Origin of the sequence: Streptomyces sp. NPDC006879 (assembly GCF_042869595.1) — a bacterium.
In the GTDB taxonomy this organism is placed as follows: domain Bacteria; phylum Actinomycetota; class Actinomycetes; order Streptomycetales; family Streptomycetaceae; genus Streptomyces.
The window spans coordinates 28977-51945 of the sequence record NZ_JBIAGC010000023.1; the positions used below are offsets into that span (position 1 = coordinate 28977).

Annotated in this window: 20 protein-coding genes; 12 read left to right on the forward strand and 8 right to left on the reverse strand. The window is 71.3% G+C overall.

The genetic code is table 11. The annotated features are described in order from the left end of the window. Positions 1-159: 159 nt before the first annotated feature. Complete coding sequence (locus ACFYMC_RS18375) at positions 160-390, reverse strand: DUF4287 domain-containing protein (RefSeq protein WP_388525985.1); 231 nt, start codon at positions 388-390, stop codon at positions 160-162. 101 nt (positions 391-491) lie between these two features. Between ACFYMC_RS18375 and ACFYMC_RS18380 the strand changes: the two genes are divergently transcribed. Next, entirely contained in the window at positions 492-857 is a 366-nt protein-coding gene (locus ACFYMC_RS18380; protein WP_388525988.1) for a hypothetical protein, read from the forward strand. A gap of 44 nt (positions 858-901) precedes the next feature. Here ACFYMC_RS18380 and ACFYMC_RS18385 read toward each other — a convergent pair whose 3' ends face one another. From ACFYMC_RS18385 to ACFYMC_RS18395, 3 genes are all read right to left on the reverse strand, one after another. Beyond that, positions 902-1717: a hypothetical protein gene (locus tag ACFYMC_RS18385; RefSeq protein WP_388526128.1), complete on the reverse strand. Its 816-nt coding sequence runs from the start codon at positions 1715-1717 to the stop codon at positions 902-904. A gap of 277 nt (positions 1718-1994) precedes the next feature. Beyond that, on the reverse strand, positions 1995-3215 hold the full coding sequence (locus ACFYMC_RS18390; RefSeq protein WP_388525991.1) for an acetyl-CoA C-acetyltransferase: 1221 nt from the start codon (positions 3213-3215) through the stop codon (positions 1995-1997). A gap of 199 nt (positions 3216-3414) precedes the next feature. Continuing rightward, the gene (locus ACFYMC_RS18395; protein WP_388525993.1) at positions 3415-4443 is read right to left on the reverse strand and encodes an SGNH/GDSL hydrolase family protein; all 1029 of its coding nucleotides are present in this window, start codon (positions 4441-4443) and stop codon (positions 3415-3417) included. A 164-nt stretch (positions 4444-4607) separates the two neighbouring features. On the opposite strand from ACFYMC_RS18395, the gene ACFYMC_RS18400 reads away from it, so the two are divergent. Further along, positions 4608-5990: a cystathionine beta-synthase gene (locus ACFYMC_RS18400; RefSeq protein WP_388526131.1), complete on the forward strand. Its 1383-nt coding sequence runs from the start codon at positions 4608-4610 to the stop codon at positions 5988-5990. A gap of 370 nt (positions 5991-6360) precedes the next feature. Here ACFYMC_RS18400 and ACFYMC_RS18405 read toward each other — a convergent pair whose 3' ends face one another. After that, the gene (locus ACFYMC_RS18405; protein WP_388525996.1) at positions 6361-6783 is read right to left on the reverse strand and encodes a hypothetical protein; all 423 of its coding nucleotides are present in this window, start codon (positions 6781-6783) and stop codon (positions 6361-6363) included. A gap of 159 nt (positions 6784-6942) precedes the next feature. On the opposite strand from ACFYMC_RS18405, the gene ACFYMC_RS18410 reads away from it, so the two are divergent. Next, a complete protein-coding gene (locus ACFYMC_RS18410) occupies positions 6943-7779 on the forward strand; it encodes a MurR/RpiR family transcriptional regulator (RefSeq protein ID WP_388525999.1) in 837 nt (278 codons plus the stop codon). 178 nt (positions 7780-7957) lie between these two features. Here ACFYMC_RS18410 and ACFYMC_RS18415 read toward each other — a convergent pair whose 3' ends face one another. After that, positions 7958-9340 (reverse strand): diaminopimelate decarboxylase, encoded by a 1383-nt coding sequence (locus ACFYMC_RS18415; protein WP_388526002.1) that lies wholly within the window; start codon positions 9338-9340, stop codon positions 7958-7960. 103 nt (positions 9341-9443) lie between these two features. Here ACFYMC_RS18415 and hutU point away from each other — a divergent pair, with 103 nt between their 5' ends. The 7 genes from hutU (at position 9444) to ACFYMC_RS18450 (ending at position 18259) form a co-directional block, all read left to right on the forward strand. Then, complete coding sequence (gene hutU, locus ACFYMC_RS18420) at positions 9444-11105, forward strand: urocanate hydratase (RefSeq protein ID WP_388526005.1); 1662 nt, start codon at positions 9444-9446, stop codon at positions 11103-11105. Between the two features lie 41 nt (positions 11106-11146). Continuing rightward, on the forward strand, positions 11147-12337 hold the full coding sequence (locus ACFYMC_RS18425) for an allantoate amidohydrolase (protein ID WP_388526133.1): 1191 nt from the start codon (positions 11147-11149) through the stop codon (positions 12335-12337). Beyond that, positions 12328-13707 (forward strand): formimidoylglutamate deiminase, encoded by a 1380-nt coding sequence (locus ACFYMC_RS18430; RefSeq protein ID WP_388526008.1) that lies wholly within the window; start codon positions 12328-12330, stop codon positions 13705-13707. Before ACFYMC_RS18425 ends, ACFYMC_RS18430 begins: the two co-directional genes overlap by 10 nt. Before the next feature lie 17 nt (positions 13708-13724). Then, complete coding sequence (gene hutI / locus ACFYMC_RS18435; RefSeq protein WP_388526011.1) at positions 13725-14921, forward strand: imidazolonepropionase; 1197 nt, start codon at positions 13725-13727, stop codon at positions 14919-14921. Between the two features lie 153 nt (positions 14922-15074). Beyond that, positions 15075-15755, forward strand: coding sequence for a peptidase (locus ACFYMC_RS18440; RefSeq protein ID WP_388526014.1), 681 nt, complete (start codon positions 15075-15077; stop codon positions 15753-15755). Positions 15756-15758: 3 nt separating this feature from the next. Then, entirely contained in the window at positions 15759-16916 is a 1158-nt protein-coding gene (locus ACFYMC_RS18445) for a hypothetical protein (protein ID WP_388526017.1), read from the forward strand. Next, positions 16913-18259 (forward strand): hypothetical protein, encoded by a 1347-nt coding sequence (locus tag ACFYMC_RS18450; protein ID WP_388526020.1) that lies wholly within the window; start codon positions 16913-16915, stop codon positions 18257-18259. The genes ACFYMC_RS18445 and ACFYMC_RS18450 overlap by 4 nt, the downstream gene beginning before the upstream one ends. A 99-nt stretch (positions 18260-18358) precedes the next feature. On the opposite strand, the gene ACFYMC_RS18455 is transcribed toward ACFYMC_RS18450, so the two are convergent. Further along, on the reverse strand, positions 18359-19876 hold the full coding sequence (locus tag ACFYMC_RS18455; RefSeq protein WP_388526022.1) for a peptide MFS transporter: 1518 nt from the start codon (positions 19874-19876) through the stop codon (positions 18359-18361). A 485-nt stretch (positions 19877-20361) separates the two neighbouring features. On the opposite strand from ACFYMC_RS18455, the gene ACFYMC_RS18460 reads away from it, so the two are divergent. Together ACFYMC_RS18460 and ACFYMC_RS18465 are read left to right on the forward strand one after the other, a co-directional pair. Continuing rightward, positions 20362-21039, forward strand: coding sequence for a response regulator transcription factor (locus ACFYMC_RS18460; RefSeq protein WP_226734440.1), 678 nt, complete (start codon positions 20362-20364; stop codon positions 21037-21039). Between the two features lie 12 nt (positions 21040-21051). Continuing rightward, complete coding sequence (locus ACFYMC_RS18465; RefSeq protein WP_388526025.1) at positions 21052-22317, forward strand: ATP-binding protein; 1266 nt, start codon at positions 21052-21054, stop codon at positions 22315-22317. A gap of 13 nt (positions 22318-22330) precedes the next feature. Here the strand turns inward: ACFYMC_RS18465 and ACFYMC_RS18470 are convergent, their stop codons facing one another. Then, complete coding sequence (locus ACFYMC_RS18470) at positions 22331-22819, reverse strand: GtrA family protein (RefSeq protein ID WP_388526028.1); 489 nt, start codon at positions 22817-22819, stop codon at positions 22331-22333. Positions 22820-22969 lie beyond the last annotated feature (150 nt).

Genomic DNA, 22969 nt, shown 5'->3' on the forward strand with positions numbered 1-22969 from the left:
TGGGCGTGGTGGGTGTCCGTTCGCTGCGGTGTGCTGTGGCGCCCCCACCCCCCCCCCGCGCCCCCCCCCCCCCCGCCGCCGCGCCCCCCCGCCCCCCCCCCCCCCCCCCCCCCCCCCCCCCCCCCCCCCCTCGTTTCCAGAACGGGTGGGGGCCTGACGTCAGCCGCGCTTGCGCGCGGCTCGGCGTAGGTCGAACTCGTGGATGATCGCTTTCGCCTGCCCGTAGGACAGGGGGTGTTCGCCGCGCAGCCAGCTGACCTTTTCCTCGAAGCGGACGAGGGAGGGGCCCTCCTCGACCGCGCGGAGCCAGTCGGATACTTCACGACCGGTGGTCTCGGGGATTCTGGCGAGCATGTTCCGGTGGGTGATCTCCGAGAACTCTACGGACATGGGCGCCTCCGGGGGACGTGCCGTGTGCTGGTCCTTCACGCAACGGTGCCGGAACGTCGGTCCGTTGGCAACAGTGCCGGACGGGCGCGTAGGGTCGCGGCGTGTCCGATATCTCGTCGCTTACCGCAGCCGTGGAACGATTCGCCGACCGACTCAGGGCCGCCCCGCAGAGCCGGCTGCGCCGGGGCGCCGCGGCCGAGGGGCTCGCGCTCGCCCGAGAGCTCTCCGTCCGTGCCCAGCGGCTCGCTGAGCCGGAGCGTGAGCCCCGGGTGATGCCGGACGCCGGGATCTTCATCGTGGCCGACCAGCTCTGCGTGGCCGGCGCGGACCTGGCCGAGGCACTGCGGGCGCACGGCGCCGAGGGCCCGGCCGTCGGCGCGGGCCCGAGTGCCCCGACCGAGACGGACGGGGCCGTGGTGGAAGCCGTGGGACTCGTGGAAGCGGCGCGCGAGCGGGCGTTCGGCTGAGGAGCCGGGCCAGCCGGGCGTGTGGCCGCCCTGCGGTGGGGCGGTCAGAGGGAGGCGATGACGCGGTCCGCGAGGATGTAGACGTTGTCCTCGGCGTCTTCGCCGCAGGAGAAGGTGAGGGCGTATGCGCCGGAGATGCCGGAGCCGCCGAGGAGCACCGGGGTGTCACCGGTGCGCAGGGCCTCGGCGAGGCGTTCCGCGGTCTCCCGGTGGCCCGGGGTCATGCACAGCGTGGTGCCGTCGGTGAAGACGTACACGTCCAGGGTGCCCAGGGGGCCGGGGCGGACGTCGACCAGGGCGGTGCGGGACTGCGCCAGCTGTTCGAGGCGGCTGACGGTGCGCTCGTGGTCGCCGCTCGGCGTGCTCTGGACCGGGACGAAGTCGGGGTGGGAGGGGTGGCGTCGACGGGCCGCGGCCAGCTCGGGGGAGTCCTCCGCCGGGTGCTCGTCGTGGTCCGCCTCTTCGGGGAGCAGCGGGTCCAGGTCGAGGTCGAGGCCCACCAGGTCGGCCTGGCGCGGTAGGTAGAGCGGCGGGGCGTCCTCGCCGAGTCCGGGCAGCCCCCCCAGGAGCGAGGGGGCGTCGGCGGCGTCCCTGGCCTCCTGGGCGGCCCAGAACGCGCGGGCCTCGGCCAGCTCGCGCTCCCGCTCCTCCGCTAGCGCCTCGGCCACGGCGGCCCGTATTTCCGCGGAGGACGTCTCGGTGCCGGTGCGGGCGTGCGGTACCAGGGTGCTCGGGTGGTTGGACGCCGCCAGTTCGCCGCGCAGGGCGCGGACCTGACGCCGCAGTCCGTGTACGGCATACAGGGCGGCAGCGCCCGCGGCCGTGGCAGCGGCTGCGGTCAGCAGCAGGGCAAGAGACATGGCGCTCACTGGCTAACTCCTGTGGTTTCGATCCCCCGACTTCCTACATCAGCTTGTCCTCGCCTGGGAATGGCGGGCAGTGCAATACGTCATGAAATGGACAGGCCTTTGGGCCTGTCGGGATCGGCTCGAACCATAGTGACCTGTGGTTTCGGCAAACCCCCAGGACGTAGGTCACATCCTGGGGGCGATTAGGTCACAGCCGGAGCGCGGGAGGATTCGTCCCTTTGTCGGTAATACGTACGACCCCGCTTCCGGCCAGCGAAGATGCCGGCTCTCAGCTCAGACGTTCGATGACCATGGCCATTCCCTGGCCGCCGCCGACACACATGGTTTCCAGACCGAACTGCTTGTCGTGGAACTGCAGGCTGTTGATCAACGTGCCGGTGATCCGGGCCCCGGTCATGCCGAAGGGGTGGCCAACCGCGATCGCGCCGCCGTTGACATTGAGCTTGTCCAGCGGAATGCCCAGGTCGCGGTAGGAGGGGATGACCTGGGCGGCGAAGGCCTCGTTGATCTCGAAGAGGTCGATGTCCGCCACGGTCAGTCCGGCGCGGCCCAGGGCCTGCTTGGAGGCCTCCACGGGCCCGTAGCCCATGATCTCCGGAGAAAGGCCGGAAACGCCCGTCGAGACGATCCGGGCCAGCGGGGTCAGTCCCAGCTCCCGCGCCTTGGTGTCACTCATGATCACCAGGGCGGCGGCTCCGTCGTTCAGCGGGCAGCAGTTGCCGGCGGTGACCAGGCCGTCGGGGCGGAAGACGGGCTTGAGGCCCTGGACGCCCTCCAGGGTGACTCCGGCCCGCGGACCGTCGTCGGTGGACACCACGGTTCCGTCCGGGGTGGTCACCGGGGTGATCTCGCGCTCCCAGAAGCCCTTCTTGATGGCTTCCTCGGCCAGGTTCTGAGAGCGGACGCCGAACTCGTCCATCTCCTGGCGGGTGACGCCCTTGAGTCGGGCCAGGTTCTCGGCAGTCTGGCCCATCGCGATGTACGCGTCCGGCAGCAGGCCGTCCGCACGCGGGTCGTGCCAGTCGGCGCCCTCGCTCTGGGCGACCTGTGCGGTGCGCGCTTCGGCCTCGGCGAAGAGCGGGTTATGGGTGTCCGGCAGGCCGTCGGAGCTTCCCTTGGTGCTGCGCGAGACCATCTCCACGCCCGCGGAGATGAAGACGTCGCCCTCGCCTGCCTTGATGGCGTGCAGCGCCATCCGGGAGGTCTGCAGGGAGGAGGAGCAGTAGCGGGTGATGGTGCAGCCCGGCAGGTGGTCCATGCCCATCTGGACGGCGACGATGCGGCCGAGGTTGTGCCCCTGCTCACCGCCCGGCAGGCCGCAGCCCAGCATCAGGTCGTCGATCTCGCGGGGGTCGAGCGAAGGGATCTTCTCCAGGGCGGCCTGGATGATCGTGGCCGTCAGGTCGTCCGGGCGGACGTCCTTGAGGGAGCCCTTGAAGGCGCGGCCGATCGGCGAGCGGGCGGCGGAAACGATGACTGCTTCGGGCATCACGGCTCCAGGAGTGCGGGTGGACGGCAGGACCGAAGGTGAAGTTACCGGCCCGTAGGGGCAAGGTCATCGCCGGGAGGATGTGATGCGCGTCGCCCCCGGCCGAACCCCACCCCGTGGGAGCCCTTAAGCGTACGCTCAGTCGCCCGGGTGGGGCGCGCGGACTCCCGGCGGACACGGATGCCGCCGCCGAGGGTGTTCAGGGCGCCGGCTCCGGCAGTACCGGCTCCGCCCCCGAGGCGTCCACCGGGTCGGCCCCGGCGAGCCGCTGCCGCCGGCGGTGCTTGAGCAGGGCCCAGGGGGCACGGCCCGCGAGGACCTCCGTACCGGCCTCGCCGGCAGCCGCCGAGGCGGCCTTCGCGACCGGCAGCATGTCTTCGTTGCGGGAGGCGTCCAGGCGGTCCGCCTCGGGCCACAGCCCGAGCGCGGCGCACAGCGTCGGCAGCACGGCCATCGCCGCGGTCGCGTAACCCTCCACCGAGGGGTGGTACGCGTCCGGCCCGAACAGCTCGCGGGGACGGGCCGCGAACTCCGGCCCCAGCAGGTCGCCGAGCGAGACGGTACGCCCGCCTTGCTCGACCACCCCGATGGTCTGAGCCGCTGCCAGCTGCCTCGACACCCGCCGGGCCAGCCAGCGCAGCGGCTGGTAGACCGGTTCGATGGTGCCCAGGTCCGGGCAGGTCCCGACGATGACCTCGGCCCCCGCCGTGCGCAGCCGTCGGACCGCGTCGGTCAGCAGCCGGACCGACTGGGTCGGGGGCATCCGGTGGGTGACGTCATTGGCGCCGATCATGATCACGCACACGTCCGGCGGCTGTGCCCCGTCCGCGAGCAGCAACCGCACCTGCCGGTCCAGATCGTTCGACATCGCACCCGAGAGGGCGACCCCGCGGAGCAGCACCGGCCGCTCCGCGACCGAGGCGAGCCCGGAGGCGAGCAACGCCGCCGGGGTATGCCGGGCCCGGTGGACTCCCAGCCCCGCGGCCGTGGAGTCGCCGAGCATCGCCATGCGGAGCGCGGGTTGGCCCGGCCTGGCGAACTCCGTGCCGTACATGCCATCGGCGCTCGGTGGTGAGGTCCGGTCGGTGGTCACCGTCCCCACGGTCCGCTTCGCCAGCTGGACCTCCGCCAGCAGCACCCCCACCGTGGCAGCACCCAGCAGCCCGATCCCACCGCCGCCGAAGGCTGCGCCTGCCGCAATCCGACGCGCCGTCCTCGCTCTGGACACCGTCTTCGCCACCTCCTCGTCAGGCCTCTCGCCACGGTAGCGCCGGCCGCCCGGCCGCCCTTACAAGGGCTAACTGCCCCGTGGGGACCGCCGGCCAATCGCTTTCGACATACGCTGGCCGCACCTCCCGGAGAACCCGTGGAGTCCTGTCCTTGGAGAACATGGTGCAATTCCACGACTCGATGATCAGCCTCATCGGCAACACCCCGTTGGTGAAGCTCAACCACGTGACTGAAGGCATCCAGGCCACGGTGCTCGCGAAGGTCGAGTACTTCAACCCGGGCGGTTCTGTGAAGGACCGGATCGCCATGCGGATGGTCGAGGCCGCCGAGCAGAGCGGCGCTCTCCAGCCCGGGGGCACGATCGTCGAGCCGACCAGCGGAAATACCGGAGTCGGACTCGCCATCGTGGCCCAGCAGAAGGGCTACAAGTGCATTTTCGTCTGCCCCGACAAGGTCTCGCTCGACAAGATCAACGTGTTGCGGGCCTACGGCGCCGAGGTCGTGGTCTGCCCTACCGCCGTCGACCCCGAGCACCCCGAGTCCTACTACAACGTCTCCGACCGGCTGGTCCGCGAGACGCCGGGCGCCTGGAAGCCGGACCAGTACAGCAACCCGAACAACCCCCGTTCGCACTACGAGACCACCGGCCCCGAGCTGTGGGAGCAGACCGAGGGGAAGATCACGCACTTCGTCGCCGGCGTCGGCACCGGCGGCACCATCTCCGGCACCGGCCGGTACCTGAAGGAGGTCTCGGACGGTGCCGTGAAGATCATCGGTGCTGACCCGGAGGGCTCCGTCTACTCCGGTGGCTCCGGCCGTCCGTACCTCGTGGAGGGGGTCGGCGAGGACTTCTGGCCCAGCGCCTACGCCGCCGATGTCACCGACGAGATCATCGCGGTGTCCGACAAGGACTCCTTCCAGATGACCCGTCGCCTGGCGAAGGAGGAGGGCCTGCTGGTCGGCGGATCCTGCGGCATGGCCGTCGTCGCCGCCCTGCGCGCGGCGGAGCCGCTCGGACCGGATGACGTCGTGGTGGTCCTGCTCCCGGACAGCGGACGCGGCTACCTGAGCAAGATCTTCAGTGACGAGTGGATGGCCGGCCACGGCTTCCTGGAGGAGGCCGGCACCTCCGCCCGGATCGGCGAGGTCCTCGCCGACAAGCAGGGCACCATGCCCTCGCTGGTCCACATGCACCCCGAAGAGACGGTCGGCCAGGCCATCGACGTGCTGCGCGAGTACGGCGTCTCTCAGATGCCCATCGTCAAGCCGGGGGCCGGACACCCGGACGTGATGGCCGCTGAGGTCGTCGGCTCGGTGGTGGAGCGCGAGCTGCTGGACGCGCTGTTCGCGCAGCGCGCCTCGCTCAGCGACCCCCTGGAGAAGCACATGAGCGCGCCGCTCCCGCAGGTCGGTTCAGGTGAGTCGGTGGGCGATCTGATGAAGGTGCTCGGCGCGGCGGACGCGGCGATCGTGCTGGTCGAGGGCAAGCCGACCGGTGTGGTCAGCCGCCAGGACCTGCTCGCCTTCCTGGCCCGCGGCGCCTGATCTTCGGCAAGCCCGGCGCGGGGGCGCGGCCGTCCTGGTGGCTGGCCGCGCCCCCGGGTTTGCGCAACGGGTACGGGACCGACACGTGGTGGCAGCACCGCCTTAACACGCGTCCCGCACAGTGGGGGTGTCGGCGGGGGGGAGTTCTAGGCGGATCCCCTTCGCGGCACCAGGAACGGCGTCAAGGACGCTCCGGAGCGGCTCCCGGACTCCCGTAGCGCCGCGGACGCGTGAGACCGGCCCTGACCCGGTCCGCGTCCTTGGGTGGGGACCGCCGTCGTCCCGCCCCCCGGGTCACCGGGGGTGCGGCGGTCCCCACCCCACCCGCGGTGACCCGGCTGTACGGGCGGTGACGGCGGTCCCCGGCAGGTCAGCCCGAGTCGCCGCGCCGGCGCAGCCGGAAGCCTTGGGAGAAGCTCACGCCCAAGATCCCGGTCCACACCACCAGCAGGCCCCAGCCGCCGGCATGGGCGGCGCCGATCGCGGACAGCGGGATGGCGAGGACCAGCGCACCGACCGCAAAGCCGAAGCGATCAGTGAGACCGGATCGAGTGCCCGCCAGGTGGCGTCCGCTACGGGTCGCGGCCAATTGCTGCTCGGCAAGCCGGCGTCGCACGTGGCGGTCCGCCGCACCATCGAGGCGGGCCTCCAGCTTCTCCATGAACGAGTCCACCAGGGCGCTCTCGTACTCCGGGCCCAAGTCGCGGCGGGCCTTGACGGCCGCATCGAGTTCCTGACCCAGCTCGATCTTGTCCAGCTCGACCTTGTCCAGGCCTGTGCGGGGAGCATCCATGCCCCTACGGTACGGAGCGCGAGCCGGCCGGGACAGTGGGGCTATCCCCCGCATCAGTGGTGGGGGTGGCCCGGACCCGGCGGACCCCGCTTGCCGTCTTGCATACCGGCATGCAGAGTGCTCCTGAGTGAATACGGAGTCAGGATCAGGGGGACGGACATGAGCGACAGCCCGGCCGCACGGTTGCAGAAGCTGTTCGAGGGGCACCGGCTGACCCCGACCCAGCGGCGCATCGCCCACTGCATGGTGCGCGGCGCCTCTGACGTCGCCTTCCTCTCCAGTGTCGAACTCGCGGAGCTCGCCGGTGTCAGTCAACCCTCGGTGACCCGCTTCGCGGTCGCCCTCGGGTTCGACGGCTACCCGGCCCTACGCCGCTACCTGCGAGAAGTCGCTCCGGCCGAGCGGGACGAGGGCGACACTCCGTACAACTCCTACCAGCAGGCGGTCCAGGCCGAGATCGAGAACCTGCGCCACCTCTCGGCGATGTTGGCGGACCCCGCCCCGGTCGAGGAGGCTGGGCGACTGCTGGCCGCCTCTCGTCCGCTGCCCGTGCTGGGCTTGCGGGCGGCGTCCTCCCAGGCCCGCGGCTTCTCCTACTTCGCCGCCAAGGTCCACCCGGACGTCCGCCTCCTGGACGAGGGCGGTTCGCTGTTGGCGGACCGGCTGGACGCGGCCCGCAGCGCCGGTGCGTCCGCCCTGCTCTGCTTCGCGTTGCCCCGTCACCCCCGCGAGGTCCTCGACGCCCTGGAGTACGCGAGGGGCGGCGGGTTGAAGGTCGTCACGGTCGCCGACTCCGCCTTCGCGCCGGTGGCCCGCCACAGTGACCTGCTGATCCCAGCGGCCGTGGGCACCGGCCTGGCCTTCGACACGGCCTGCGCCCCCATGCTGCTGGGGCGGGTCCTGCTGGAGGCGATGGCGGACGGGCTGCCGGACGCCCAGGCGCGCCTGGAGGAGTTCGACGCCAAGGCGGCTGCCCGCGGCCTGTTCGTGGACTGAGCCGCGATGGGGAAGTCCCGCTCGGCCAGCGAAGCCTCCGGGGTGCCCCGTGTCTTCGAGGGGCGTGTGACGGTGTCGAGTACGGGCGCCGCGGGCTGGCCCGCTGGCTCCGCGGCAGTTCGCGTTCGAACCACGGCGAAGCCCCGACCGGGGCGCCTCGTGCCGTGGTGCCTTGAGATCAGGGGCCCAGTAGGGCGTCGCGTAGGTCCCCGCCGGCTTCGGCGACGATCTGCGCCGTCGACTGCGCGGCCCTAGCCGGTTTGAAGTGCACCTCGCCGTCCGCCGTGAGGTCGAAGCCGTACACCGCCGGCCGGGGGAGGCTGTTGTAGCCGTACGGGGTTGTGAAGAAGTACGCACCGGTGTCCAAGAGCGCCACCAGGTCGCCCGGCGCCAGCGCGGGCAGGGCCCGTTCTCTGGCGATCAGATCGCCAGAGAAGCACGCCGGCCCCGCCACGTCCTGGACCAGTGGCCGGCCTCCGCGTGGCAGGCCGGAGCCGTCGTAGACCAGGACCCGCAGTGGCCAGGCGGTCGGTGCGTAGACGGTGCGGGTGGCCAGCTGAACACCCGCATGAGTCAGTGCGATGGGGCGTCCGCCGGCGGATTTGGTGTACTCCACCCGGGCGAGCACCAGACCGTGCTTGGCCAGCAGGGACCGGCCGAATTCGGTGACCAGCCCGTAGCCGCCGGCGAAGAGCCCGGGGACCGCCTTGCGCAGGGCGTGCACGTAGGCGTCGAAGCTCGGTTGGTGTTCGTCCGAGTGGAAGTCGACCGGTAGCCCGCCGCCGATGTCCAGGGTGTCGACCTGGCGCCGTCCGGCCGCCGCGTTGATCTCCTCGGCCAGCTCGTACGCCTCCCGGACGCCTTCGGCCAGCAGCGCCAGGGGTACGCCCTGGGATCCGGAGTGGGTGTGCAGGCGGCTCAGCCGAGGGCGCTCGCGGTAGGCGTGCAGCACCCGGGCGCGGGCGTCCCCGTCGCGCAACGCCACACCGAACTTCGAGGTGGGTGTGGCGGTGGAGGTGGCGGCGATGGTGCCCGCGCCGATCTGCGGGTTGACGCGCAGGCCGAGGGGGGAACGGGTGGGCGCGCTGGCCACGAGGGCGTCGAGCCGCTCCAGTTCCTGGTGGTTGTCCGCGTTGACGGCGATTCCGAGGGCGAGGGCCTCGCGCAGTTCGGCGGTGGTCTTGGCGGGGGAGTCCAGCACGGTTCGCCCGGGGGGCACTCCGGCGGCCCCGGACAGTGCGAGTTCTCCCGCGCTGGCGACCTCGCAGCCCATGCCGGCGTCCGCGAGCAGTCGCAGGACCGGGACCAGCGGAGCCGCTTTCACCGCGAAGGCGTGCAGCACGGGTGTATCCGCCACGAGCGCCTGTGCGAAGGCGGTGTGCAGGGCGGCGACGGAAGCCCGGATGCCCGCCAGGTCCAGCAGGCACACGAGTGGTTCGGCCGTGGGTTCGCCGCCCACCAGGTGGTGGGCCACGGCGGCCCGTACGGCTCGGTCCCGGCGCGCGGCGCGGGCCCGCGAGCCATCCTCGGTGGTGTCTGCGGCTAGCCCCTCGGTGGCCATGTACTCAGCCAATCATCCGGTGGGCGGACCCGCAGCTGTTGACTGGATCTATTCAGGGGGCGACTATGTGAATGGATTGACCAACATCGGAGGAGGCACAGCCATGTCAGGACCCCGCCCCGTACGGGCCTCGCGCGGTACCGAACTCAGCGCCCTGGGATGGCAGCAGGAAGCCGCCCTCCGGATGCTCCAGAACAACCTCGACCCCGAGGTCGCCGAGCACCCAGACAAGCTCGTCGTCTACGGCGGCACCGGCAAGGCCGCCCGCGACTGGCGGTCCTACGACGCCATGGTCCGCACCCTGCAGACCCTCAAGCAGGACGAGACGATGCTCGTCCAGTCCGGCCGCCCGGTCGGCGTGATGCAGACCCACGAGTGGGCCCCCCGCGTCCTGATCGCCAACTCCAACCTGGTCGGCGACTGGGCCAACTGGGAGGAGTTCCGGCGTCTGGAGGCTCTTGGCCTGACCATGTACGGCCAGATGACGGCCGGTTCCTGGATCTACATCGGCACCCAGGGCATTCTCCAAGGCACCTACGAGACCTTCGCCGCCGTCGCCGCGAAGAAGTTCAACGGCACCCTGGCCGGAACCATCACCCTGACCGCCGGACTCGGCGGCATGGGAGGCGCCCAGCCGCTCGCCGTCACGATGAACGACGGCGTGGCCCTCTGCATCGACTGCGACCCGCGGGCGATCGAACGCCGCATCGAGCACCGCTACCTCGACGTGCGCGCCGACAACCTCGACCACGCCCTCCAGCTGGCCACCGCGGCCCGCGATCAGCGCAAGCCGCTCTCCATCGGCCTCCTCGGCAACGCGGCCGAACTCCTCCCGCAGCTGCTGGCGATGAACGCGCCGATCGACATCGTCACCGACCAGACCTCCGCCCACGACCCCCTCGCCTACCTGCCCGTCGGCGTCCCCTTCGAGGACATGGCCACCTACGCGGCCGAGAAGCCCGCCGACTTCACCCAGCGGGCCCGCGAGTCCATGGCCCGACACGTCGAGGCCATGGTCGGCTTCATGGACGCCGGCGCCGAGGTCTTCGACTACGGCAACTCCATCCGCGGCGAGGCACAGCTGGCCGGCTACGAACGGGCCTTCGCCTTCCCCGGCTTCGTTCCCGCCTACATCCGCCCCCTGTTCTGCGAGGGCAAGGGCCCCTTCCGCTGGGCCGCGCTCTCGGGCGACCCGGCCGACATCGCCAAGACCGACAGGGCGATGCTCGACCTCTTCCCCGAGAACGAGTCCCTGCACCGCTGGATCAAGATGGCCGGAGAGCGCGTCCACTTCCAGGGCCTGCCCGCCCGCATCTGCTGGCTCGGCTACGGCGAACGCGACAAGGCGGGCGAGCGCTTCAACGACATGGTCGCCTCCGGTGAACTCGCCGCGCCGCTCGCCATCGGCCGTGACCACCTGGACTGCGGCTCCGTCGCCTCGCCCTACCGCGAGACCGAGGCCATGCTCGACGGATCCGACGCCATCGCCGACTGGCCGCTGCTCAACGCCATGGTCAACGTCGCCTCCGGCGCCTCCTGGGTCTCCCTGCACCACGGCGGCGGCGTCGGCATGGGACGCTCCATCCACGCCGGCCAGGTCACCGTCGCCGACGGGACCAAGCTGGCCGGAGAGAAGATCCGCCGCGTCCTGACCAACGACCCCGGCATGGGAGTCATCCGCCACGTCGACGCGGGCTACGACATCGCCGAATCCGTCGCCGACCAGCGCGGCGTCCGCGTCCCCATGCGGGAGGGCTCCGCGTGAACCCGGCTGCCGAGGGCCGTACCGGCCCCTCCTTCCACCAGATGTGGGCCGAACTGCGGCCCCTCGGCCGCCACCCGGACAGCGGTGGCTACCGCCGGTACGCCTGGACCGGTGCGGACGCCGACTGCCGGGCCTGGTTCCAGGCCCAGGCCGAGGCCCGCGGCCTCACCTACGAACTCGACCGCAACGGCAACCAGTGGGCCTGGCTCGGCGACCCCGGGGCCGGCGACGCCGTGGTCACCGGCTCGCACCTGGACTCCGTCCCCGACGGCGGCGCCTTCGACGGCCCCCTCGGAGTGGTGTCCTCCTTCGCGGCCCTGGACGAACTCCGCCACAGGGGTGCGGAGTTCTCCAGGCCCCTGGCCATCACCAACTTCGGTGACGAGGAGGGCGCGCGCTTCGGCCTGGCCTGCGTTGGTTCCCGGCTCACCTCCGGTGCGCTGACCCGCGAGCAGGCCCACGAGCTGCGCGACACCGAAGGGGTCAGCCTCCCGCAGGCCATGGAGGCTGCCGGGTACGATCCGCACCTCATCGGCCCCGACCCCGAGCGGCTCGCCGGGATCGGTGCCTTCGTCGAACTCCACGTCGAGCAGGGCCGGGCCCTGGACCTGTCGGGCGACACCGTCGGCATCGCCTCGGCGATCTGGCCGCACGGCCGCTGGCGCTTCGACTTCCACGGCGAGGCCAACCACGCGGGCACCACCCGGCTGGTGGACCGCCGAGACCCGATGCTGACCTACGCCCAGACCGTCCTCGCCGCCCGCGAGGAGGCCCGCCTCGCCGGGGCGCTCGCCACCTTCGGCAAGATCGCGGTCGAGCCGAACGGCGTCAACGCCATTCCCTCCCTGGTCCGTGGCTGGCTCGATTCGCGCGCCGCCGACCAGGACTCCCTCGACGCCGTCGTCACCGGCATCGAGAAGGCGGCCCGCGAGCACGCCGAACGCGACGGGGTGGACCTGCAGATCGTCCGTGAGTCCTTCACCCCCGTCATCGAGTTCGAGCACGCGCTGCGCGACGAGATGAACCGCATCCTCGGAGGCCGCGTCCCGGTCCTCGGCACCGGTGCGGGACACGACGCCGGAATCCTCTCCGGATCGATCCCGACCGCCATGCTGTTCGTACGCAACCCCACCGGCGTTTCGCACTCCCCGGCCGAGTTCGCCGAGGAGGACGACTGCCTCGCCGGAGTCCTCGCCCTCGCTGACGTACTGGAAGGTCTCGCGTGCCGCTGACCGTGCAACCGGAGCCCACCGAGACCCCACCGGAGCCCGATTCGAGGTACTGGCTGGAGCACGCCTGGTCCGGCGACCGGGTCGAGTCGGGCGTGGTCCTGGACGTCACCGCCGGCCGGATCACCGGCGTCCACACCAACAACCCCAGTGCCCCGCCCGGCACCCAGACACTGCGAGGCCTGACACTGCCGGGCCTGGCCAATGCGCACAGCCACGCCTTCCACCGGGCGCTGCGCTCGACCGTCCAAGCCGGCTCGGGCACCTTCTGGACCTGGCGCGAGACCATGTACTTCGTCGCCCAGACGCTCACCCCGGACAGCTACCACGCGCTGGCGCGGGCGGTGTACGCCGAGATGGCCCTGGCCGGCATCACGGCCGTGGGCGAGTTCCACTACCTCCATCACGCGCCCGGCGGTCGCCGCTATCAGGACCCCAACGCGATGGGCGAAGCCCTGATCGCCGCCGCCGCGGACGCGGGCATCCGCATCACCCTGCTCGACACCGCCTACCTCTCCGCCGGTTTCGGTGCCGCACCCGAGCCCCATCAGCTGCGTTTTTGCGACGGCACCGCCGAAGCGTGGGCCGAGCGGGTGGACGCGCTCAAGGAGAGCCCGCACGCCAGGATCGGGGCGGCCGTCCACTCGGTCCGGGCCGTTCCGGCCGGGCAGCTCCCCACGGTGGCGGCCTGGGCCGCCGCGCGCCGTGCCCCGCTGCACGTCCACCTCTCGGAGCAGCCGGCGGAGAACGAGGCCTGTCTGGCCGCGCACGGTTGCACCCCCACCCGGTTGCTCGCCGACCACGGGGTGCTCGGGCCGCGGACCACCGGCGTGCACAACACCCACCTGACCGACGAGGACATCTCCCTCCTCGGCGGCAGCGCCACCGGCACCTGCATGTGCCCCACCACCGAGCGTGACCTCGCCGACGGCATCGGACCGGCCCTGCAACTCCAGCGGGCGGGCAGTCCTCTGTCGCTCGGCAGCGACAGCCACGCCGTCATCGATCTCTTCGAGGAGGCCCGCGCAATGGAGCTCAACGAACGGCTGCGCAGCCGCACCCGGGGGCACTGGGACGCGGGCGCGCTGCTGCGCGCCGCCGGCCCGACCGGCCACGCGGCCCTCGGCTGGGTCGGTGCGGGTGCCTTGGCGGCGGGCGCCCCGGCGGACTTCACCACGATCGCCCTGGACTCGGTTCGCACGGCCGGTCCCGCACCGCAACGGGGTGGCGAGACCGCGGTGTTCGCCGCCTCGGCGGCAGATGTCCGCCACACGGTCGTGGCGGGCCGCCACATCGTTCGGGACGGGGTCCACCAGTTGGTCCCGGACGTGCCCGCAGCCCTTGCCGAGACGATCGCCGCCGCCCACCGCTGAAGGAGTCAGTCCGCACCATGGCCGAAGCGCCCGCGGTGAACACCGCGACCACTCTCATCACCCATATCGCGAATCTGGTCACCAACGACCCCTCCCTCGGGGACGGCTCCCCCCTCGGCCTGATCCAGGACGCGGCCCTCGCCATCGACGCAGGGCGCATCGCCTGGGTCGGCGCGGCCGACGAGGCGCCGGCCACCGACGAGGTCTTCGACGCGGCGGGCCGGGCCGTGATCCCGGGGTTCGTGGACTCCCACTCGCACCTGGTGTTCGCGGGGGACCGCACCGCCGAGTTCAACGCGCGGATGTCCGGGCGCAGCTATTCGGCTGGTGGCATCCGTACCACCGTCGCCGCCACCCGAGCCGCCTCGGATGAGGCGCTGGAAGCCAATCTGTTGCGTCATCTCGCGGAAGCCCGGAGGCAGGGGACCACGACCTTCGAGACCAAGTCCGGTTACGGGCTGACGGTCGAGGACGAGGCACGGGCCCTGCGGATCGCGGCGGCGCACACCGAGGAGGTCACCTATCTCGGCGCGCACATCGTCTCCCCGGACTACGCCGAGGACCCGGCGGCGTACGTGGACCTCGTCACCGGACCGATGCTGGAGGCCTGCGCCCCGTACGCCCGCTGGATCGACGTGTTCTGCGAACGGGGGGCCTTTGACGGCGATCAGGCCAGGGCGATCCTCACCGCCGGGAAGGCGCGCGGTCTGCTTCCGCGGGTCCACGCCAACCAGTTGGGCTTCGGTCCGGGGGTGCAGCTCGCCGTCGAACTGCAAGCCGCTTCGGCTGACCACTGCACCTACCTGACGGATGCCGACGTCGACGCCCTGGCCAACTCCGAGACCGTGGCCACGCTGCTGCCGGGGGCGGAGTTCTCCACCCGGGCGCAGTGGCCCGACGCCCGCCGGATCCTTGACGCGGGCGCGACCGTGGCGCTCTCCACTGACTGCAACCCCGGGTCCTCCTACACCAGCTCGATGCCCTTCTGTATCGCGCTGGCAGTCCGGGACATGGGGATGACCCCTGACGAGGCCCTGTGGGCCGCGACCGCTGGTGGCGCCCGTGCGCTGCGCCGCACCGATGTGGGCAGGCTCGCCCCGGGCGCCCGCGCCGACCTGGCGTTGTTGGACGCGCCCAGTCACGTCCACCTCGCCTACCGTCCGGGGGTTCCGCTGGTCGAGGCAGTGTGGCAGCGGGGGCTGCGGGTGTCCTGAACGGGGTGACCCGCTCGGCGAGACGGGCCGGATCCAGCGCGTACGGGCGCAGGATCCGGCCTGTCCCGTCTCTTCCCTCGACACGGGCCCCGGCGTACCTTGAGCGCCAAATCTGATGTGCCGTCAGCAATCTTGGCCTGAGGGGAACCTGCGGTGTCCAAACGGAAACGCTCCGCCGTGCTCGCCTGCGCGGCGGCACTGGTCGGCCCGGCGCTGCTGATGGCCGCGCCGGCCGCCCACGCCACCGTCGTCGACGTCCAGTACGACTGCAAGACGCCGATCGGAGACAAGTCCGCGCTCTCCCCGATCGACATCAGGGCCGTGAAGAGCGGCTCCTCCTACACCTTGACGATGACCTTCCAGAAGGGCGTCTCCTCCAGCCCCATCGAGCTCGGCAAGGGAGCGATGAGCCCCAGCGCAGTCATCGAGGTCGGTGGAGCCGGCAGCGGCACGGTGGCGGTCTCCGGCCCGCCCAACGCGGAAGCGATCCCGCCCGAGACCCCCATCAAGATCAGCGACCTCTCAGGTACCTACACGCCCACCAAGAGCGGCACGGTCACCTTCACCCCGGGTGTGCTCACGATCAAAGCCATGATGACCACGACCACCTGCACCCCGGGCAACAGCCCCGCCCCGGCACTCCAGATGGCCGTCACGGCGACCGGCGCCGCCCCCACCGACTCCGGGAGGGGCGGTGGAACGCCCACCACCCTGCCGCAGACCGGCCCCCTGGACTCGGCGCTGGCCCTTGGCACGCTGGGTGGGACGGTGGTGCTGGTCGGTGTCGGCGGAGTGCTCTGGCTCACCCGGCGTGGGCAGCGTCTCGGAGCCTGACCGATGGCTTCGCGCCCAGGGTCCGCCCCCTTCGTCCCCGGCCGACCGACCGCGGTGACCCAGGTCGTCGTAGTGATCGCCCTCGTCCTCGTCCTCATCACGGGGGGCGGCGGGCCGGCCAGGGCCGCCGAGGAACCTCGGCACACCGTGAGCCTTTCCCTGGTCGAGGCCGCCAAGGACACCGAGATCACCGTCTCGGGTACCGGGTGGAGCCCCAAGAGCCTGCTGATGCTGTTGGTCTGCGGACAGAACATGATCGGTGGGACCAGCAGCTGCGCCAACTCCGAGGGGCGCGTGGTCAGTACCGGGAGCGGTGGGGCCTTCGCCGCCCAACTGCCGCTCGCCGCACCGCCCAAACCCTGTCCCTGTGTGGTCCACGTGGCCGCGGTCACGGGGAGCCAGGCCACCGCTGACGCTCCCGTGAAGATCACCGGTCACGCGGTGGCGGCGCTTCCGCCGCCCTCCGGCGCGGCGCGCCTCACCCTGCTGTCCGCCCCCCGCCTGAACGGCGCGGACAGCGTCCTCACCTGGTTCGGGGCGCCGCCCTCCCGCCGCCTCCAACTCACCGTCGGCAACCTCGGTTCGGCGCCCGCCGAGGACCCCCGCTTCCAGATCGGGACGGCGCGCGGGGTGTTCGCACCCGTGTGGGAGGAACGGCAGTGGCGGGGCACCATCCCCGCCGGTGGGAAGGCCCGGGTGGAGTTGGAGGTCAGCTTGCCGGCTGGCGCCCACGGGGACTACCTGGTTTCGCTGAAGCACGGGGAGAGGGTCCTTGCCCTGCAACCGTGGGGAGTCACCCGACCCTGGGGGGTCACCCTCTTCTGGGTCCTGCTCGCCCTGGTGGTGCCGGCCGCCGCCTTCCGCATCGGCATGGCGGTCGTGGAGCGGGCCCGACCGCCGTTCGAGGAGCCTCGCGCTGACGGGGACGGGCCCGGAACTGCCGGGCGTGAAGACCAAGCCGACCGCCCGAGAGGACCGGACGGGCAGGTGCCACCGGCCGTGCCGCCCGGTTCGACGCCAGCCGACCGGCCCGGGCCGTGGGCGGGCGCCGAACGGCGGGCGGAGCCGGACACGCCCCGGCCGGAACGGGCCGAGGGTGAGCCCTCGACCCCGCAGGGCGCAGCGCCCGAGAACTCCCCGACGACGAAGGGACAGCCGTGACCACCCCATGGAGGACGAGCGCCGGCGTCGCCGCGGTCACGCTCGTGGGCACGGGAGTGCTGCTGGCCGCGGGCCCCGCCCGGGCCAGCGGGATCTCCTTTCGCACCGAGTGCGTACCGCCCGCGGTCTCCCAGCTGCCGCCGATCCAGGGCGAGACCACCGTCGAGGTCACCGCACCGGCCACCGCTGAGGTGGGGGAGGAGGTGGAGGTGGTCTGGAAGACCCTCAGGGCAGCCTCGAAGAACCCGGACATCCTGGACCTCGACCGGGATGTGGTGAAGCCTTCCGGCTTCCTGAAACTCGACGGCGCGGCCAGCGGTGAACTGGCCGTGACGGGCCTGCGGAAGAACCCGCCCATCGCCAAGGGCGGGCCGATGGTGCTCTCGGAGATGACGGGTCGGCTGAGGCTGACCCGGGTCGGCGAGGTGACCCTCACCCCCGACCGATACACGATCAACGTCAGCCAGATCATCAGCACCGACACCGTGTGCACTCCCAAGGAGGCGGTGCGGGCGGCGGCCACGATCAAGGTGACCGGCGCCGCCGAGCCCAGTGGTGGTGCGACCCCTTCGGCGACCCGCACGCCCCGTCCCTCGGCGACCGCTTCGGCGACTTCCTCCCCCGGCTCTTCCGCCACCCCTTCGAGGACCGCCCCGCCTACGACCCCGTCCGCCAGCGCCACCGGTCAGGAGCGGAGCGAGTTCCCGGGCGAGCAGGTCACGGTCGTCTACGACTGCAAGCCCTTCGTCCCCGATCGGGTGAGTTCACCGGTGACGGTGAACGCGCGGCGAGAGGGCGGTTCCTTCGACCTGACCGTCATCACCGGCAAGGCGGTGATGAACAGCCCCGCCGACCTGCCCGCAGGCGCCCTCAAACCCTCCATGGAGATCAAGCTCGGCGGCGCCGACAGCGGCACGGTCACGGTCACCGGTCCCGCCAACGAGCAGCCCATCCGAAGCGGGGAGCCGGTCAACCTGGCCGATATGACCGGCACCTACAAGCCGGGCAGCACCGGCAAGACCACCCTGTCTCCCGGCCGGTTGACGATCGCGGTGACACTCGGCGACATCGAGGTCCCCTGTGAGGCGGTCTCCAGTGCGGTCTCCCTGGAGCTCGACACCGCGGCGCAGCCGGGCGGTACGAGCGGTGGTTCCGGTGGCGCCGACGGCGGGTCCTCGGGGGCGGGCGGTGCCAGTTCGGGCTCCGCAGGCGGGCTCGCCGACACCGGCTCCGCGGGTCGCGGTGGCCTGCGGGCCCTCGGCCTGGTCGCGGGCACGGTCGCACTGCTTGGCGCAGCGGTCCTCGTGCTCAGGCCGCGCCACCGCTCACGCGGTATTCGGTGAACCTCCCGCGCCCGCAGTCATACGCGGGTTCATGCGTGGCGGCCCGGTACACCGAGGTGTGTACCGGGCCGCCGCGTAGGGACGTGGAGCGGGGGAGTGTCAGTGCACCTCGCCCATCAGGGCCTTGACCTTGCCGCGGTAGACGTAGACCGCGATGCCGGCCACGAGAGCCGCGGTCGCCTCCAGGGCGATCACCGCGCTGCCGTTCAGGTCCACGCCCGCGAGGGCGAGCAGGGTGGTGGTGCAGTCGCCGGCGGTGACTGCGAGGAACCACACGCCCATCATCTGGGAGGCGTACTTCTGCGGCGCCATCTTGGTGGTGACCGAGAGGCCGACCGGGGACAGGCACAGCTCACCGATGGTCTGGATCATGTAGATGGAGACCAGCCACATCGGGGAGACCAGCGTGCCGTCGCCCGCCATGTTCATCGGGACGACGAAGACGAAGAAGGATCCGCCGACCAGCACCAGGCCCATCGCGAACTTCACGATGGTGTTGGGCTCCTGGTTCTTGCGGGCCAGCCACAGCCACAGCCACGCGAACACCGGGGCCAGCGCCATCACGAACAGCGGGTTCAGCGACTGGTACCAGGTCGCGGGGAAACCGAGGCCGAGCACGGTGTCCGAGGTCTTGTCATCGGCGAACAGGGACAGGGTGGAGCCGCCCTGGTCGTAGATCATCCAGAACACGGCTGCGGCGACGAAGAACCAGATGTAGGCGGTCATCTTCGACTGCTCGGGGCCGGACAGGTCCTTGTCGCGCCGGATGCGCGCCAGTACGGCGATCGGGATGATCAGGCCGGCCAGGGCGATCGGTACCAGTGCCCAGTTCAGGGTGAACATGCCGAGGGCCACGACACCGCCGTAGAAGACCGCCACGACAGCGGTGATCCCGAGGACCTTGGTGATGACGCCGGTGCGCTCCGCCGCGCTGAGCGGGTTCGGGACGATGCTGCTCTTCGCGCTCAGGTGGCGGGTGCCGAAGAGGAACTGGGCCAGACCCAGCGCCATGCCGGCCGCCGCGAGGGCGAAGCCGAGGTGCCAGTTGACCGTCTCGCCCACGGTGCCGATGACGAGCGGGGCGACGAAGGCGCCGAGGTTGATGCCGACGTAGAAGAGGGTGAAGCCACCGTCCCGGCGGCTGTCTTCGGGGCCGTCGTAGAGGTGGCCGACCATCGTGGAGATGTTGGCCTTCAGCAGGCCGGAGCCGACCGCGACCAGCGCCAGACCGACGAAGAACATCGCCTGGCCGGGCAGCGCGAGCGCGAGGTGGCCGGCCATGATGACGGTGGCCGCGATGGTGACGGTCTTTCGGGCGCCCCAGACCCGGTCGCCGAACCAGCCGCCGGGCATGGCCATCAGGTAGACCATCGCGACGTACACCGAGTAGATCGCCGTGGCCGTGGCCATCGACATCGCGAGACCGCCGCCCTGGCTGCCCTTCGCGGCGTCCACGCCGCCGGAGACCAGGTACAGGACGAGCAGGGCCCGCATGCCGTAGTAGGAGAAGCGCTCCCACATCTCGGTCATGAACAGTGTGGCCAGGCCGCGGGGGTGGCCGAAGAAGGTCTTCTCGCCGGAACTTTCGGCCAGGTCCTTCGTCAGGCTTGACGCCATGGTCGATCCTTGCTTGCTCGGGACGCTCCGCCTTGTGAGCGGGGTTGCGCCCGGTGGGGGGTAGCCGGCACCGGAGGGACGCAAGCGCCCCCTTCCACGGGGCTCCCGCCGTCACCGAGGTGGCGGCGGGACGAGCAGGTCCCACCGGGATCCACGCCCGCCGCCCGCTATCCACGCGCGGCGGGCCCGGCCCACAGGTCATTCACCGTCAGCGGGGCCGGCAGGCCGGGCCCGGACAGAAATAGAGACCTTTAGTGCTTCGTACGGCACAAAGGTCCCTTGAGTAGTACATCAGCTGTCTCGCCACCATACGACACAGCAATGCCCGAATTGGAGGGAGTTGAGAGATGGATCACAGGTGAAACTGCAACCATTTGCATGGATTCCATGATCCCTGCTGGAGGGCGGTGATAGATGCCAAGGGGCATCGGAGCGCTTGGCGATCACACCACAGGCTCACGCCACCGCGGACTACCATCACCCACATGACGCGTGTACTGCTCGCCGAGGACGACGCATCCATCTCGGAGCCGCTGGCCCGAGCCCTGCGCCGGGAGGGATACGAGGTCGAAGTCCGCGAGGACGGGCCCACCGCCCTGGACGCGGGACTGCAGGGCGGCGTCGATCTGGTCGTCCTGGACCTAGGACTGCCCGGGATGGACGGGCTGGAAGTGGCCCGTCGGCTACGCGCCGAAGGTCACGGCTTCCCCATCCTGGTCCTGACCGCACGGGCCGACGAGGTCGACACCGTCGTCGGGCTCGACGCCGGCGCCGACGACTACGTCACCAAGCCCTTCAGGCTCGCCGAACTCCTCGCCCGGGTCCGCGCCCTCCTGCGGCGCGGCGCGACCGAGCCCGCGCAGCCTCCAGCCACCCACGGGGTGCGCATCGACGTCGAATCCCACCGGGCCTGGATGGGCGAGGAAGAGCTCCAGCTCACCGCCAAGGAGTTCGACCTGCTCCGGGTCCTGGTCCGCGACGCCGGCCGGGTCGTCACCCGTGACCAGCTGATGCGCGAGGTCTGGGACACCACCTGGTGGTCCTCCACCAAGACCCTCGACATGCACATCTCCTGGCTCCGTAAGAAGCTGGGCGACGACGCAGCCAACCCGCGCTACATCGCCACCGTCCGCGGGGTCGGCTTCCGCTTCGAGAAGAGCTGAGCCTCCCGCACCATGCGCCGCCGCCTGATCAACTCCACCCTCGCCGTGGTGCTCGTCGTGATCGCCGTCTTCGGCGTGTCGCTGGTGATCGTCGAAACCCGGACGATCACCAACAGCGCCCAGGAGAGCGTGGAGTCCGAGGCGCTGCGCCTCCTGGGAACCGTGGAGTCGAGGGTCCTGGAGAAGCAGGACCTCAACCCGGCGGTGCTCGCCGAACAGCTGGCCCCGGGCCACCACGCACGGATCTCCCTGCCCGGCCACGGCCCGGTGGACGTAGGCCAACCTCTCTCCGGCAGCGTCATCAGGGGCACGGCCCGAGGCGATCGCGGCGAGTTGGTCGTCGTCGAAGAGTCCCGGGAGAGCGTCACCAGCGAAGTGGGTCGCACCCTGCTCGTGGTCGGGGCGGTGGCCCTGCTCGCGGTGGTCGCGGCAGTGCTCCTCGCGGTACGGCAGGCCAACCGGCTGGCGTCACCGCTGACCGACCTCGCGGAGACCGCCGAACGGCTCGGCTCCGGCGACCCCAGGCCGCGCCACAAGCGCTACGGGGTGCCCGAGCTCGACCGGGTCGCCGACGTGCTGGATTCCAGCGCCGAGCGGATCGCCCGGATGCTGACCGCGGAGCGGCGGCTCGCCGCCGACGCCTCCCACCAGCTGCGCACCCCACTGACCGCACTATCGATGCGGTTGGAGGAGATCTCCCTCACCGATGACCCGGACACGGTCAAGGAGGAGGCCTCGATCGCGTTGACGCAGGTGGAACGACTCACCGACGTGGTGGAGCGGCTGCTGACGAACTCCCGCGATCCACGTACCGGATCCGCCGTGCCCTTCGACCTCGACGAGGTGGTCAAACAGCAGGTGGAGGAGTGGCGGCCGGCGTACCGCAGCGCCGGGCGGGCCATCGTACGGTCGGGCAAGCAGGGCCTGCGGGCGGTGGGCACCCCGGGCGCGGTCGCCCAGGTCCTCGCCGCCCTGATCGAGAACTCGCTCATGCACGGTGGCGGGACGGTCGCGCTGCGCACCCGGGTCACCGGTAACCAAGCCGTCATCGAGGTCACGGACGAAGGGCCGGGCGTCCCTCCCGACCTGGGCAACCGCATCTTCGAGCGGGCCATCAGCGGCCGCAACTCCACCGGTATCGGCCTCGCGGTGGCCCGTGACCTCGCGGAGGCGGACGGTGGGCGGCTTGAGCTGGTACAAGCCCAGCCCCCCGTGTTCGCGCTCTTCTTGAGCCGCACCACCCGCGAACGGGTGGAAGCGCCCCCCACGGTCCGCTGAGCGATCGGGCCGCTCAGCCGCGCCCGACCGGTACCGGCTCGGGGGCGGAATCGGCACCCGCCGGCGCCACGGTGCGGAACACCCAGGTGCGGTACGACCAGAAACGGAACAAGGTGGCCACCCCGATGCCGAAGAACTTGAAGAAGTTGTTCTGAAGGGGTCCGTCCCAGCCGAAACCGTAGGTCGCCGTATAGAGAACGCCGTTCTCGATCACCGCCCCCACCGCGCTGAACAGCAGGAACAGCGTCAACTCGCGGGTGCGTCCGTTCTTGTCCCGGTCCCGGTACGCGAAGTACCGGAAGCCCACGTAGTTGCACAAGATCGCGACCACGGTGGCCGTGAAGCTCGCCCGTACCACCTGGAGGTCGGTGAAGTGGCGCAGCAGATTGAAGACGAGGAGGTTCACCAGGAGGCCGAGGCCACCCACGGCACCGAACTTGGCGACCTCGCGAGCGAGCCCCCGCGCCCCGGCAACCAGGGCTCCCGGTTTCGACGCGCTCATGTGATCTTTCAGCCCCTGTCCTCGAATGCGTCAACCAGGCCATGGTAAGCGGCGCCCCCTGTCGGTGCTCGGGGCTCGGGAGATGAATGTCGGGTGGCCGCCGGACCGACTGCCGTCGACGGGCGCCGGACGGCCACCCGCATGCGCCGG